This window comes from Rhodococcus sp. TAF43, assembly GCF_052113525.1.
GTDB lineage: Bacteria > Actinomycetota > Actinomycetes > Mycobacteriales > Mycobacteriaceae > Prescottella.
Genome location: NZ_JBFRDL010000029.1, coordinates 43,879 through 57,452 on the forward strand (window position 1 = coordinate 43,879; position 13,574 = coordinate 57,452).

Sequence of the window (13,574 nt, forward strand, 5' to 3'; positions counted from 1 at the left end):
GTCTGTACCCGTGAGACAACCCATCCGCCTGGCCATCATCGAGGCAGCCGCCGAGTTGGAGAGAGCCGGGGTCCCCTCGGCGCGGGTGGATGCCGAGCTCCTCGCCGCGCACCTGCTGGGCGTCGAACGGACGCGACTCGGCCTCGTGCCGCTGGTGGACCCGCCCGTGATCGACGAGTACCGCAAGCTCGTGGCGCGCCGCGCGGAACGTATTCCGCTGCAATACATCACGGGATCGACAGCGATGGGCAACATTTCGCTCGAGGTCGGGCCGGGGGTGTTCGTTCCGCGGCCGGAGACCGAACTCCTGCTGGCGTGGGCGCTCGCACATCTCGAGTCGTCCGGCCGCCGTGCGCCCGTCGTGATGGACCTGTGCACCGGATCCGGCGCACTGGCGCTGGCGATCGCGCACGCCAGGCCCGATGCCGTCGTCCATGCCGTGGAACTCCAGCCGGAGGCGCTGGCGTGGGCGCGCCGCAACTCCGATCGTCGGCGCGAGGCCGGCGACACTCCGATCCGCCTCGTCCAGGGCGACGTGACCGACCGCGCGTTGCTCACCGAACTCGAGGGTGGCGTCGACCTCGTCGTCTCCAATCCGCCGTACATTCCCGAGGGCGCCGTGCTGGACCCCGAAGTGGCCGACCACGATCCGCACACCGCGCTGTTCGGTGGGGCGGACGGGTTGTCGGTGATCAAGCCGATGGTCAACAACATTGCGCGGTGGCTGCGCATCGGCGGCGCGGTGGGCGTCGAGCACGACGACACCAACGGCGCCCAGGTCGCCGAACTGTTCCGGTCACGCCGGGTGTTCGATCACGTCGTCGAACATCCGGATCTCGCGGGTCGGCCCCGATTCGTGGTGGCGCACCGCGTGGCGACCGATGTCGAGGCGGCACGATGACGGCGCTCCGAGCGTGAGTGAAAGGATGGGGGAGTGAGCACCGTCTACGACTGCAAGCAACCCGACAACCGTGAAGCAGGACTGACCGCGGCCAAGAACGCGCTGCGGGCCGGCCGACTGGTCGTGCTGCCGACCGACACCCTGTACGGACTGGGCGCCGACGCGTTCGACGGTGACGCCGTCGCAAGCCTGCTCAGGGCCAAGGGGCGCGGTCGGGACATGCCGGTGCCGGTCCTGGTGGGGTCGTGGAACACGATCGACGGACTCGTCTACTCGGTGCGCCCGCAGGCACGCGACCTCATCAAGGCCTTCTGGCCCGGTGGTCTGAGTCTCGTTGTGCAGCAAGCGCCTTCGCTGGCCTGGGATCTCGGCGACAGCCGGGGGACGGTCATGCTGCGGATGCCGCTGCACCCGGTCGCGCTCGACCTCCTGCGTGAGGTGGGTCCGCTCGCGGTCTCGAGCGCCAACATCTCCGGACGCCCGCCGGCGACCACCGTCGACGAAGCCCGCGACCAGTTGGGCGGGGCCGCCAGCGTCTACCTCGACGGCGGACCGGCCGCCCACGCCGTCGCGTCGACGATCGTCGACCTCACCGGCGACGAGCCGCGCATCCTCCGCGAGGGAGCGGTGTCGACCGCCGACGTCGCCGAGGTGCTCGGTGTCACCGCGGAGAGTCTGCTGCCGGGAGGGGCGTAGTCGTGACGGGACTCGTCGTGCACAATCCCGGCCGTCGGCCGGTCGGCCGGTAGCGTCGTCCAGGTGAGTCCTGCGGATACGGCCCTGCTGGCGCTCGCCCAGGGTGGCAACGGGGCGGGTGTGCCGCTGCGTGAGCTACTCCTGGTGCTGTTCACCGCAGCCGTCGTCACGTTCCTGGGGACGGGCGCGGTCCGGGTGCTCGCGATTCGCTTCGGGGCGGTCGCCGTGCCCCGCGACCGCGATGTCCACGTACAGCCCACGCCACGACTCGGTGGTGTCGGGATGTACATCGGCATGCTCGTCGCGCTCCTGTTCGCGCAGCAGCTACCGGCCCTGACACGTGGGTTCGAGTTCACGACCGACATCAGCGCGGTCCTGGTCGCCGGTTTCGTCATCGTGCTGGTCGGCGTGATCGACGATCGCTGGGGCCTCGACGCGCTCACCAAGTTCGTCGGTCAGGTGACCGCGGCCGGGATCCTCGTCGTCATGGGGGTCAGTTGGTACATCGTCTTCCTGCCGTTCGGCGAGGGCACCACGGTGATCCTCGATCAACTGCAGGCGGGCTTGGTGACGGTCGCGGTGGCGGTCGTGATGATCAACGCGATGAACTTCGTCGACGGCCTCGACGGCCTCGCGGCCGGGCTCGGGCTGATCGCGTCGCTCGCGATCTGTGCCTTCTCGGTGGGACTGCTCCACGACCAGGGCGGCGACGTCAGCGCGTACCCCCCGGCGATGATCGCGGCGGCCCTCGCCGGCGCCTGTCTGGGCTTCCTGCCGCACAACTTCCAGCCGGCCCGGATCTTCATGGGCGACTCCGGGTCGATGCTGATCGGTCTGACCCTGGCAGCGGTCTCGACGAGTGCGTCCGGCCGGATCAGTCTGAGTGCGTACGGGTCCCGGGATCTGCTCGGCCTGCTCTCACCGCTCCTGCTGGTGGGTGCGGTCATGTTCATTCCGATCCTCGATTTGCTGCTCGCCATCGTCCGGCGGACGCGTGCCGGGGTCAGCCCGTTCAGCCCGGACAAGATGCACCTGCACCATCGACTGCTGCAGATCGGTCACTCGCACCGTCGCGTCGTGTTGCTGATCTATTTGTGGGTCGCGGTGCTCGCGTTCGGAGCGGTCGGCTCGGCRCTGATCGATCGGCGGGTCGTGGTCCTACTGGTGGCCGGTGGACTGGTGTTCGCGCTGGTGGTCACGGCGGTCCCGTCATGGCGTGGATTGCAGCAGGATCGCCGCCGGTAGCCAGGGCGGGGGCAGCGGGCGTCCCGCAGCCTTCCTCTAACCTGGGTGCCGTGACTTCGACCCCCGCGCCGTACTCTTCCGATCCCACCGCTGCCCTCCGCCGAGGCGTCCGTTACGGACTGCTCGGACTGCTCGTGCTTGCCGTCGGAGGCGCGATCGTCGCGAGCCTGTTCGCCGGTGTCGAGGGCTTGTGGGGGGCGCTCCTCGGAGCGGCCGTCGGCGGCGGATTCATCCTGTGCACCGCCCTCGCGGTGCTGCTGACCGCCAAGCTCCCGGCCGTGACGGCCGGCGCGGTGCTGCTCGGCAGCTGGCTGCTGAAGATGATCCTCGCGATCACGGTCCTCGCGATCCTGGACCCACTGGACTTCTACAACCGCCAGGCCATGGTCATCGTCATTGTCCTGTCGCTGGTCATCGTGCTGGGCGCCGAGACTTACGGCGTGATGCAGACCAAGGTTCCGTATGTCACGCCCGCCGAGTCCGACGACGACGGGGGCACCGACTAGCCCGTCACCGTGCGGGCCCGCAGGGGGGGTGCCGGGAATGCCCGGAGAGCCTTTCCCGGATTCAAGGGGTACCCCATCTACACAACGTCGTAGATGTCTTGATAGTCTCTGGGCCAAGCGAGTGTGCTGACTACGGGAAATTCCATAGAACCCGCAGATTGGGCCGCGCTTGCAGGCAGCAGGGGTCGTCGGAGTTGTCCGAATTTTCGATTCGGACGGAACCGCCCTCGCGTTGCCGAGTCGACGACCGTCGCCGACACCGACAGACGCCAGGACCGGTTCACCCGGGTCTCCAGCTGCTGACGAATACGCGAGCCGACCTGGTCGACTTGTTAGATCGTCAATGTCCGATCGAACCGCAGACAGTGATGCCTGCGGCCGACTACGGGAGAGACCGCTGAGCGTCACCTTCATGGCCGCGGGTGAATACCATCCGCCGTCACTCGATGATTTCTACCCGCCCGCAGTGCTGTTCGAGGGCACCGCCTTCGAACTCGACCGTCTGATGCTCATCCGCCTTGGGATGTCGGCGCTGGTGGCACTGTTCTTCATCATCGCGATGCGTAGCCCGAAGATCGTTCCGCGCGGTATCCAGAACGTTGGCGAGATCGCTCTCGATTTCGTCCGGATCAACATCGCGGAAGAGATCCTCGGCAAGGAGCAGGGAAAGCGTTTCCTGCCTGTCATCACGACCATCTTCTTCGTCGTGCTCGCCAGCAACTTCGCCAGCATCACGCCGTTCCTGAACATCTCGCCGAACGCTCGAATCGGTATGCCGCTCGTGCTCGCCGCACTGGCCTACATCGTGTTCAACTACGTGGGCATCAAGAAGTACGGCTTCTTCAAGTACGTGAAGTCCAGCATCGTGGTGCCTGGTGTGCCGCTGCCGCTGCACTTCCTGCTGATCCCGATCGAGTTCATCTCGACCTTCGTGCTCCGGCCGTTCACGCTGATGGTCCGTCTCATGGCCAACATGCTCGCCGGACACATCCTCCTGGTGCTGTTCTTCAGCGCTACGCAGTACTTCTTCTTCACCTCCGGAGGGTTCCAGGCGATCTTCGGTGTGGCCTCGCTGGCCGCCGGTATCGCCTTCACCTTCTTCGAGTTGCTGGTGATCTTCCTGCAGGCGTATGTCTTCGCCCTGCTGACCTCGGTGTACATCGACCTGGCTCTCCACGCCGACTCGCACTGACCACTCTAAATCGTTAGACCTGCCCCACTGGCCGACCGGCGGTGGGCAACAGAAAGGGAACGGAACACCAAATGAGCGTTGCGCTTCAGGCAGTTGAGGTCCTCGCGCAGGATGCGACCACGACTTTCAAGGGTCTCGGTGCAGTCGGCTACGGTCTCGCGGCCATCGGCCCCGGCATCGGCGTGGGCATCGTTGTGGGTAAGGCAATCGAGGGCATGGTCCGTCAGCCCGAGATGGCCGGCCAGGTTCGTACCACGATGTTCCTCGGTATTGCATTCACCGAGGCCCTCGCGCTGATCGGCCTCGTTGCCGGCTTCATCTTCTAAGAACACACCATGTCAACCACCATCGCATTGCTCGCGGCCGAGGGGGAAACACACAACCCCCTCCTGCCCGCGACGTATGACATCACTTGGTCGATCGTTGCCCTGGTGGTCGTCGGGTTCGTCTTCTGGAAGTTTGTCCTTCCGATGTTCCAGAAGGTTCTCGCCGAGCGCACCGAGCAGATCGACGGCGGCATCAAGCGTGCCGAAGAGGCTCAGGCCGAGGCCAAGGCCGCGCTGGAGCAGTACCATGCCCAGCTCGCCGAGGCTCGCACCGAAGCCGCACAGATCCGCGAGGAAGCACGTACTCAGGGCCAGCAGATCATCGCTGAGATGAAGGCACAGGCTCAGGAGGAGAGCGACCGCATCGTCGCCGCCGGTCACAGCCAGCTCGTCGCCCAGCGTCAGCAGATCGTGACCGAGCTGCGGGGAGACCTCGGCAAGACCGCGGTCGACCTGGCCGAGAAGGTCATCGGGGAGTCTCTCGCCGACGACGTCAAGCGCGCCGGAACGGTTGATCGCTTCCTCAACGAGCTGGACGCAGTCAGCGCCGATTCCGCAGCAGGAAAGTGAGCACCATGTACGCAGCGAGCCGTGAAGCCCTGACGCAGACCCGTGCTGCGCTCACCGCGGCGTTGGATTCCGTCTCTCCCGGCGCGGCCACTTCGGCCGCGGCGCAGGCTGGATCCGAGCTGTTCTCGGTGGTCGAGGTTCTCGACGGTCAGCGCACTCTTCGGAGTGCCCTGGCCGACGCGTCCACGCCTGCCGCTGGTCGACAGGGCCTGGCCCGCCAGGTGTTCTCGGGGAAGGTCGGCGCCGAGGCGCTGGCAGCCCTCGAGGCCGCCGCGGGCCGGGACTGGTCGACCTCGGCGGATCTGCTGAACTCGCTGGTCACGGTCGGACGCGAGTCCCTGCTCCGGGCAGCGGCGGACCAGAACCAGAGCGACACGGTCGAGGACGAGCTCTTCCGCCTCGGCCGCATCGTTGCCGGCAATCCGCAGCTGGAGCAGGTCCTTTCGGATCGTTCGACGCCCGTCGCCGGCAAGCGCGAGCTGCTGTCGAAGCTGCTGTACGGCAAGGTCACCGCGATCACGGAGGCCCTCTCCATTCAGGCCGTGGGTCGCCTGCGGACCGCTCCCGCTGACGCGTTCGACGAACTGTCGACGCTGGCTGCGGCTCAGCGGAACAAGGCCGTTGCGCACGTGCGCAGCGCCTCGGCGTTGTCGAGCGAGCAGGTCGATCGCCTGTCGGCGACGCTGACCCGTACCTACGGCAAGCCCGTCACCGTGCACGTGGAGGTCGAACCCGCCCTCCTCAGTGGCATGGTCGTCCGGGTGGGCCACGAGGTCATCGACGGGAGCGCGGCCGGTCGCCTCGCTGCCCTGCGGAAGACCTTCAAGTAGCCGACGACCGAACACATACTCCCGATCTTTTCGAAGACCAGATACCGAGAGCAGGAAAAACATGGCGGAGCTGACGATCTCCTCCGACGAGATCCGTAGCGCGATCGAGAACTACACCGCGAGCTACTCACCGGAGGCCTCCCGCGAGGAGGTCGGCACGGTGTCCGACACCAGCGACGGCATCGCTCACATCACCGGCCTGCCGTCGGCGATGGCCAACGAGCTGCTGGAGTTCCCGGGCGGCGTGCTCGGCGTGGCGCTGAACCTGGACGCGACGGAGATCGGCGCAGTCGTCCTGGGCGACTACGAGCACATCGAAGAGGGCCAGGAAGTCAAGCGGACCGGCGACGTTCTGTCGGTGCCGGTCGGCGACGGCTACCTGGGTCGTGTCGTGGACCCGCTGGGTCGTCCGATCGACGGCCTCGGCGACATCGAGACCACCGAGACTCGCGCGCTCGAGCTGCAGGCCGCTTCGGTGCTGGAGCGTCAGCCCGTCGAGGAGCCGCTGCAGACGGGTATCAAGGCCATCGACGCCATGACCCCGATCGGTCGCGGCCAGCGTCAGCTCGTCATCGGCGACCGTAAGACCGGCAAGACCGCGGTCTGCGTCGACGCCATCCTGAACCAGAAGGCAAACTGGGCGACCGGCGACCCGAAGCAGCAGGTCCGCTGCATCTACGTCGCGATCGGCCAGAAGGGCTCCACCATCGCCGGCGTCAAGCAGGCGCTCGAGGAGCAGGGCGCGATGGAGTACACCACCATCGTCGCTGCCCCGGCCTCCGATTCCGCCGGCTTCAAGTGGCTGGCCCCGTACACCGGTTCGGCCATCGGCCAGCACTGGATGTACCAGGGCAAGCACGTCCTCATCGTGTTCGACGACCTGACCAAGCAGGCCGAGGCGTACCGCGCCATCTCGCTGCTGCTGCGTCGTCCGCCGGGACGTGAGGCCTACCCGGGTGACGTCTTCTACCTGCACTCTCGTCTGCTGGAGCGTTCGGCCAAGCTGTCCGACGAGCTCGGTGGCGGTTCGCTGACGGCTCTGCCGATCATCGAGACCAAGGCCAACGACGTCTCGGCGTACATCCCGACCAACGTCATCTCGATCACCGACGGCCAGGTCTTCCTCGAGTCCGACCTGTTCAACAAGGGCATCCGCCCGGCGATCAACGTCGGTATCTCGGTCTCCCGAGTCGGTGGCGCCGCACAGACCAAGGGCATGAAGAAGGTCTCCGGTTCGCTGCGTCTCGAGCTGGCCCAGTTCCGTGAGCTCGAGGCCTTCTCGGCCTTCGCCTCCGACCTGGACGCCGCTTCGAAGGCTCAGCTCGAGCGTGGCCAGCGCCTCGTCGAGCTGCTCAAGCAGGATCAGTACTCGCCGATCGCGGTCGAGGACCAGATCATCTCGATCTACCTCGCCGGCGAAGGCGTGTTCGACTCGGTTCCCGTCGGCGACGTCCGTCGCTTCGAGGCCGAGCTGCTCGAGGACCTGCACCGCAACGCTGCCGGTGTCTACGAGTCGATCAAGGGCGGCAAGGCCCTCGATGCGGATTCGACCGCAGCCCTCATGGCGGCCACCGACAAGTTCAAGCAGGGCTTCCTCGCCTCCGACGGAAGCCGTGTCGTGAACGAGGCCGAGGCTGAAGCTCTCGACGCTTCCCAGGTCGGCCAGGAGAAGGTCACCGTCAAGCGCACCACTGTCAGCAAGTGAGCGTGGACCCCATGACTCAGCGTCACCCGAAGGGAGAGTGATCGATCGATGGCAAGCATCCGCGAACTGCGTTCTCGCATCAAGTCGGTCAACTCGACCAAGAAGATCACCAAGGCGCAGGAACTGATCGCGACTTCGCGTATCACGAAGGCGCAGGCCCGGGTTGCGGCTTCCAAGCCGTACGCCGAGGAGATCACCAAGGTGCTCTCCGAGCTGGCCAGTGCTTCGGCGTCGCTCGATCACCCGCTGCTCAACGAGCGTGCGAATCCGAAGCGCGCCGCTGTCCTGGTCGTCACCAGTGACCGCGGTATGTGTGGCGGTTACAACTCCAATGCCCTCAAGGAGGCGGAGGAGCTGTTCCAGCTGCTGCGCTCCGAGGGTAAGGAGCCCGTGATCTACGTGCTCGGTTCCAAGGGACTCGGCTACTACACCTTCCGCGGCCGCAACATCGGCGGATCGTGGACCGGCTTCTCCCAGGAGCCCGGTTACGCGGATGCCGCGAAGGCGAGCCGTCACCTGGTCGAGCTGTTCATGGCCGGATCCGGTGCCGAGGTCGAGGCACCGAACGGGGAAGGCACGATCGAGGGCGTCGACGAGCTACACATCGTCTACACGCGCTTCGTCTCGATGCTCACCCAGAAGCCGGAAGTCCGGCGGATGGCCCCGCTCGAGGTGGACTACACCGAGGATCACATCGAGCTGGGCGAGGACATCCTGTCCAACGGCCAGCACGACGGCAAGTCGGGTCCGGTGGCTGGCTACGACTTCGAGCCCGAGGCCGGCACGCTGCTGTCGGCTCTGCTGCCGAAGTACGTCAGCACGCGTATCTACTCGGCTCTGCTGGACTCCGCCGCCTCGGAGTCTGCCGCCCGTCGTACCGCGATGAAGGCCGCGACGGATAATGCGAACGAACTGGTGAACACCCTGAGCCGTCAGGCAAACCAGGCTCGCCAGGCCCAGATCACCCAGGAAATCAGCGAGATCGTCGGTGGCGCGAATGCGCTGGCCTCGAGCGCAGGAAGTGACTAGCACATGACCGCAGCAGTAACCCAAACCAACGCGAACGGCCAGGACACCACGTCCGGCCGGGTCGTGCGGGTCATCGGTCCCGTTGTGGACGTTGAGTTCCCGCGCGGCCATGTTCCCGACCTGTTCAACGCCCTGCACTCGCAGGTCACCCTGCCGTCGGTGGCGAAGACGCTGACGCTCGAGGTTGCGCAGCACCTGGGCGACAACCTGGTGCGCACCATCTCGATGCAGCCGACCGACGGCCTGGTCCGTGGCGCTGCGGTGACCGACACCGGCAAGCCGATCTCGGTTCCCGTCGGCGACGTCGTCAAGGGCCACGTGTTCAACGCCCTCGGTGACTGCCTCGACGCTCCGGGCACCGGTCGCGACGGCGAGCAGTGGGGCATCCACCGCAAGCCCCCGGCCTTCGATCAGCTCGAGGGCAAGACCGAGATCCTCGAGACCGGCATCAAGGTCATCGACCTGCTGACCCCGTACGTCAAGGGCGGCAAGATCGGTCTGTTCGGTGGTGCCGGCGTCGGCAAGACCGTTCTGATCCAGGAGATGATCACCCGTATCGCCCGCGAGTTCTCCGGAACCTCGGTGTTCGCAGGCGTCGGTGAGCGGACCCGTGAGGGCACCGACCTCCACCTCGAGATGGAAGAGATGGGCGTCCTCCAGGACACCGCCCTTGTCTTCGGCCAGATGGACGAGCCGCCGGGAACGCGTATGCGCGTCGCCCTGTCCGCGCTGACCATGGCGGAGTACTTCCGCGATGTCCAGGGCCAGGACGTCCTGCTGTTCATCGACAACATCTTCCGCTTCACCCAGGCCGGCTCCGAGGTCTCGACCCTGCTGGGTCGTATGCCTTCTGCCGTGGGTTACCAGCCGACGCTGGCGGACGAGATGGGTGAGCTCCAGGAGCGCATCACCTCGACCCGTGGTCGCTCGATCACCTCGCTGCAGGCGATCTACGTCCCCGCCGACGACTACACCGACCCGGCGCCGGCCACCACGTTCGCGCACCTCGATGCGACCACCGAGCTCTCGCGTCCGATTTCGCAGATGGGTATCTACCCCGCTGTGGACCCGCTGACGTCGACCTCGCGCATCCTGGAGCCCGGCATCGTCGGTGCCGAGCACTTCCGCGTCGCGAACGAGGTCAAGCGGATCCTGCAGAAGTACAAGGAGCTGCAGGACATCATCGCCATCCTCGGTATGGACGAGCTTCAGGAAGAGGACAAGGTCCTCGTCGGCCGCGCCCGCCGTATCCAGAAGTTCCTCGGCCAGAACTTCATCGTCGCCGAGAAGTTCACCGGTGAGCCCGGCTCGGTCGTGCCGCTGCGCGACACCATCGAGGCGTTCGACCGCGTCTGCAAGGGCGAGTTCGACCACCTGCCGGAGCAGGCGTTCAACAGCTGCGGTGGACTCGACGACGTCGAGGCCGCTGCCAAGAAGATCGCCGGAAAGTAGACCGACATGGCTGAGATGACCGTTGAACTCGTTGCCGTCGAGCAGCGACTCTGGTCGGGATCGGCGAAGCTCGTCAGCGCCCAGACGACCGAGGGCGAGATCGGTGTCATGCCCGGGCATGAGCCGGTCCTCGGTCAGCTGGTGGAGGGCGGCGTGGTTTCGATCACGACCGTCGACGGCGAGCGTGTGGTCGCGGCCGTGCACGGCGGTTTCCTCTCGGTGACCGCCACCACGGTGACGATCCTGGCCGAGTCCGCGGACATGGCCCAGGACGTCGACGTCGAGGCGGCCAAGGCCGTCCTGGCTGAGACCACCGACGACCTCGAGGCGATTGCGGTCGCCAAGGGTCAGCTGCGTGCGGTCGAGCGCGCCTAGTCAGTTCACGACGAGCCGCGACGGAGCCGACGAGCAGTGACGATCGGGATGGTAGTTCTCATCATTCTGGTTGTGCTGCTCGCGGTCTTCGTCGCGGCTTTCGTGTATCGACTGACGGTGTTGCGTCGCGGCGGGACTGCCGCGATCCTCCGTGTCACGCCCGCCCCCGGCGGGAGCGGTTGGCGGCACGGAGTGGTGCGGTACGGCGAGGGCTCCCTGGTCTTCTTCAAGCTGTCGAGTCTGCGGCCGGGTCCGGACACGCGGATGAGTCGCCAGGGCATCGAGGTCGGCGCTCGTCGCGGTCCGGTCGGCAACGAGTACGACATCATGACCGACGAGATCGTGATCCTCGAGGTGACGGACGGCGACAGGACGTACGAGATCGCGCTGGACCGGGGCGCACTGACCGCGTTCCTCTCGTGGGTCGAGTCGCGGCCATCGGGGCGTTCGATGCGCGGTCGTCCGGCCTGATCGAGCCGAGACGCCGCTGACGGAAAGAGAAAAGGGAGGCCCGCGGGCCTCCCTTTCGCGTTACCCGGTTGCGGTCAGGCGTCGCCTCCGGCACCGGGCTTCCAGAGGACGTCGCCGCCMGGGTTCGCCAGCCGGCTGACGATGAACAGCAGGTCCGACAGTCGGTTGAGGTACTTCGCCGGAAGCACACCGGTGTCCTCGGGGCTGGCTTCGACGGCAGCCCACGCCGAGCGCTCCGCGCGCCGGGCGATCGTCCGGGCGGAATGGAGCAGGGCCCCGAGGGGGGTGCCGCCGGGCAGGATGAACGAGTGCAGCGGCTCGAGGCGCTCGTTGAACTGGTCGCACCAGGCCTCGACGCGGTCGATGTACGGCTGCGTCACGCGCAGAGGCGGGTATTTCGGGTCCGGGACGACAGGTGTCGAGAGGTCGGCTCCGGCGTCGAAGAGATCGTTCTGAATCTGCCGGAGTACGTCGACGATCTCCTCGGGTGGCGCACCCAGAGCGAGCACGACGCCGATGCTCGCGTTCGTTTCGTCGCAATCCGCGTACGCGATCAGTCGAGGATCGTTCTTGGACACACGGGAGAAATCGCTGAGTCCCGTGGTGCCGTCGTCCCCGGTCCGGGTATAGATCCGCGTCAAGTGAACAGCCATGGGCTAACGGTACCGCCCAGCAGGTCTGCCGCAGCCCTGGCTAGGCTGTGCGACTGTGAGTGAGCGCTTTCTTGTCACTGGTGGAAACCGCCTCGTCGGTGAGGTGCCAGTGGGCGGGGCGAAGAACAGCGTCCTGAAGCTGATGGCCGCGGCATTGTTGGCCGAGGGAACCAGTGTGATCAGCAACTGCCCCGACATCCTCGACGTGCCCCTGATGGCCGAAGTCCTCAGGGGCCTCGGGTGCGAGGTCGTCCTCGAGGGGTCCGTTGCGACCATCACGACGCCGGCCCAGCCCAAGTACCACGCAGACTTCGCCGCCGTGCGCCAGTTCCGGGCGTCGGTGTGCGTGCTCGGACCACTGGTTGCACGCTGCCGGAAGGCGGTTGTGGCACTGCCTGGTGGCGACGCGATCGGTTCTCGGCCTCTCGATATGCACCAGTCGGGACTGCGACTGCTCGGCGCTCACAGCGAGATCGAGCACGGATGCGTTGTGGCGGAAGCCGATGACCTGCACGGCGCGAACATTCGATTGGCCTTCCCGTCGGTCGGGGCGACCGAGAACATCTTGATGGCCGCAGTTCTCGCCAGGGGCGAGACCGTCATCGACAATGCTGCGCGGGAGCCGGAGATCGTCGACCTGTGCAACATGCTGACGAGGATGGGCGCGAAGATCAGTGGCGCCGGCTCGACGACGCTGACCATTCGCGGTGTCGAGAAGCTGGAGCCGACCACGCATCGCGTCATCGGAGACCGGATCGTCGCGGCGACGTGGGGGATTGCGGCGGCCATGACTCGCGGTGACGTCCTTGTTCGCGGGGTGAACCCGAAGCACCTGACTCTGGTGCTCGACAAGCTGCGGTCGGCCGGCGCCCAGGTGTCGGCAGAGGCTGATGGGTTCCGCGTGGTCCAGGCGAAGCGTCCCCAGGCCGTCAACTTCGCGACGTTGCCGTATCCAGGGTTTCCGACGGACCTGCAGCCCATGGCGATCGGGCTCGCTGCGATCGCAGAGGGCACCTCGATGATCACCGAGAACGTCTTCGAGGCGCGGTTCCGCTTCGTCGAGGAGATGATCCGGCTGGGTGCCGATGCCCGGACCGATGGCCATCACGCAGTAGTGCGGGGGGTGCCCGAGCTGTCCAGCGCCCCGGTGTGGTCGTCGGACATTCGCGCAGGGGCGGGCCTCGTCCTCGCCGGCCTGGTCGCGGACGGCGTGACGGAGGTGCACGACGTCTACCACATCGACCGTGGCTACCCGCGCTTCGTCGAGGACCTGTCGGGACTGGGCGGCGACATCCGGAGAGTGGTCGACGGCGAGTAGCGGCCGCGCAGGGGAGGGGCCCTGGAGCCTCTCGAGGGCCTGTGCTCGGCGTCACAACTGGACGTTTGTTCGTAATCGTCGCCGATCGGGCCGCACGACCTGCGGAAAGTCTGCTCCGTACGTCTCCGACCAGGCGGTTTGACGCCCACCGCCGGCTCGCGTAACTTATTCCAGGTCAGAGCGACACGGACACCGACCCGGACCTGAGGGACTGGGAAAACGAGGTTGTACGGAGAGCGCCTGGCGAATCTGCTTCGATCGGTTCTGGTTCACGGATTTGCGTCCGGGTACGGATCTGGTTAGGC

15 protein-coding genes are annotated in these 13,574 nt (G+C 66.5%); 14 read left to right on the forward strand and 1 reads right to left on the reverse strand.

Annotation, left to right across the window (positions count from 1 at the left end; genetic code table 11):
• Positions 1 to 10 precede the first annotated feature (10 nt).
• The 13 genes from prmC (at position 11) to AB4Z09_RS18075 (ending at position 11,298) form a co-directional block, all read left to right on the forward strand.
• The gene (gene prmC, locus AB4Z09_RS18015; protein ID WP_174909503.1) at positions 11 to 901 is read left to right on the forward strand and encodes a peptide chain release factor N(5)-glutamine methyltransferase; all 891 of its coding nucleotides are present in this window, start codon (positions 11 to 13) and stop codon (positions 899 to 901) included.
• Between the two features lie 33 nt (positions 902 to 934).
• Entirely contained in the window at positions 935 to 1,597 is a 663-nt protein-coding gene (locus AB4Z09_RS18020; RefSeq protein ID WP_114722181.1) for an L-threonylcarbamoyladenylate synthase, read from the forward strand.
• Positions 1,598 to 1,660: 63 nt separating this feature from the next.
• Positions 1,661 to 2,842, forward strand: a complete 1,182-nt coding sequence (locus AB4Z09_RS18025; protein WP_114722180.1) for a glycosyltransferase family 4 protein — start codon at positions 1,661 to 1,663, stop codon at positions 2,840 to 2,842.
• A 41-nt stretch (positions 2,843 to 2,883) separates the two neighbouring features.
• Positions 2,884 to 3,348, forward strand: a complete 465-nt coding sequence (locus AB4Z09_RS18030) for a hypothetical protein (RefSeq protein ID WP_174914605.1) — start codon at positions 2,884 to 2,886, stop codon at positions 3,346 to 3,348.
• Positions 3,349 to 3,760: 412 nt separating this feature from the next.
• A complete protein-coding gene (gene atpB, locus AB4Z09_RS18035) occupies positions 3,761 to 4,540 on the forward strand; it encodes a F0F1 ATP synthase subunit A (protein ID WP_174909505.1) in 780 nt (259 codons plus the stop codon).
• 71 nt (positions 4,541 to 4,611) lie between these two features.
• Entirely contained in the window at positions 4,612 to 4,866 is a 255-nt protein-coding gene (locus AB4Z09_RS18040; RefSeq protein WP_174909507.1) for an ATP synthase F0 subunit C, read from the forward strand.
• A 9-nt stretch (positions 4,867 to 4,875) separates the two neighbouring features.
• Positions 4,876 to 5,436 (forward strand): F0F1 ATP synthase subunit B, encoded by a 561-nt coding sequence (locus AB4Z09_RS18045; protein ID WP_114722177.1) that lies wholly within the window; start codon positions 4,876 to 4,878, stop codon positions 5,434 to 5,436.
• 5 nt (positions 5,437 to 5,441) lie between these two features.
• Positions 5,442 to 6,266 carry a F0F1 ATP synthase subunit delta gene (locus AB4Z09_RS18050; RefSeq protein ID WP_174909509.1) on the forward strand — a complete coding sequence of 275 codons (825 nt, stop codon included), beginning with the start codon at positions 5,442 to 5,444 and terminating at the stop codon, positions 6,264 to 6,266.
• Between the two features lie 61 nt (positions 6,267 to 6,327).
• Entirely contained in the window at positions 6,328 to 7,971 is a 1,644-nt protein-coding gene (gene atpA, locus AB4Z09_RS18055) for a F0F1 ATP synthase subunit alpha (RefSeq protein WP_114722176.1), read from the forward strand.
• Positions 7,972 to 8,019: 48 nt separating this feature from the next.
• On the forward strand, positions 8,020 to 9,000 hold the full coding sequence (locus AB4Z09_RS18060; RefSeq protein WP_114722175.1) for a F0F1 ATP synthase subunit gamma: 981 nt from the start codon (positions 8,020 to 8,022) through the stop codon (positions 8,998 to 9,000).
• A gap of 3 nt (positions 9,001 to 9,003) precedes the next feature.
• A complete protein-coding gene (gene atpD, locus AB4Z09_RS18065; protein WP_174909510.1) occupies positions 9,004 to 10,452 on the forward strand; it encodes a F0F1 ATP synthase subunit beta in 1,449 nt (482 codons plus the stop codon).
• Between the two features lie 6 nt (positions 10,453 to 10,458).
• The gene (locus AB4Z09_RS18070) at positions 10,459 to 10,827 is read left to right on the forward strand and encodes a F0F1 ATP synthase subunit epsilon (protein WP_114722173.1); all 369 of its coding nucleotides are present in this window, start codon (positions 10,459 to 10,461) and stop codon (positions 10,825 to 10,827) included.
• 48 nt (positions 10,828 to 10,875) lie between these two features.
• Positions 10,876 to 11,298, forward strand: a complete 423-nt coding sequence (locus tag AB4Z09_RS18075) for a DUF2550 domain-containing protein (RefSeq protein ID WP_174909512.1) — start codon at positions 10,876 to 10,878, stop codon at positions 11,296 to 11,298.
• A gap of 74 nt (positions 11,299 to 11,372) precedes the next feature.
• Here the strand turns inward: AB4Z09_RS18075 and AB4Z09_RS18080 are convergent, their stop codons facing one another.
• Positions 11,373 to 11,951, reverse strand: a complete 579-nt coding sequence (locus AB4Z09_RS18080) for a cob(I)yrinic acid a,c-diamide adenosyltransferase (RefSeq protein WP_114722172.1) — start codon at positions 11,949 to 11,951, stop codon at positions 11,373 to 11,375.
• A gap of 55 nt (positions 11,952 to 12,006) precedes the next feature.
• On the opposite strand from AB4Z09_RS18080, the gene murA reads away from it, so the two are divergent.
• Entirely contained in the window at positions 12,007 to 13,269 is a 1,263-nt protein-coding gene (gene murA, locus AB4Z09_RS18085; RefSeq protein WP_174909514.1) for a UDP-N-acetylglucosamine 1-carboxyvinyltransferase, read from the forward strand.
• Positions 13,270 to 13,574: the final 305 nt, after the last annotated feature.

Excerpts from the sequence above, each read along its gene's own strand:
- atpB (WP_174909505.1), top strand. The coding sequence starts at position 3,761 with ATGGCCGCGGGTGAATACCATCCGCCGTCACTCGATGATTTCTACCCG.
- AB4Z09_RS18040 (WP_174909507.1), top strand. The coding sequence starts at position 4,612 with ATGAGCGTTGCGCTTCAGGCAGTTGAGGTCCTCGCGCAGGATGCGACC.
- AB4Z09_RS18045 (WP_114722177.1), top strand. The coding sequence starts at position 4,876 with ATGTCAACCACCATCGCATTGCTCGCGGCCGAGGGGGAAACACACAAC.
- AB4Z09_RS18050 (WP_174909509.1), top strand. The coding sequence starts at position 5,442 with ATGTACGCAGCGAGCCGTGAAGCCCTGACGCAGACCCGTGCTGCGCTC.
- atpA (WP_114722176.1), top strand. The coding sequence starts at position 6,328 with ATGGCGGAGCTGACGATCTCCTCCGACGAGATCCGTAGCGCGATCGAG.
- AB4Z09_RS18060 (WP_114722175.1), top strand. The coding sequence starts at position 8,020 with ATGGCAAGCATCCGCGAACTGCGTTCTCGCATCAAGTCGGTCAACTCG.
- atpD (WP_174909510.1), top strand. The coding sequence starts at position 9,004 with ATGACCGCAGCAGTAACCCAAACCAACGCGAACGGCCAGGACACCACG.
- AB4Z09_RS18070 (WP_114722173.1), top strand. The coding sequence starts at position 10,459 with ATGGCTGAGATGACCGTTGAACTCGTTGCCGTCGAGCAGCGACTCTGG.
- AB4Z09_RS18075 (WP_174909512.1), top strand. The coding sequence starts at position 10,876 with ATGGTAGTTCTCATCATTCTGGTTGTGCTGCTCGCGGTCTTCGTCGCG.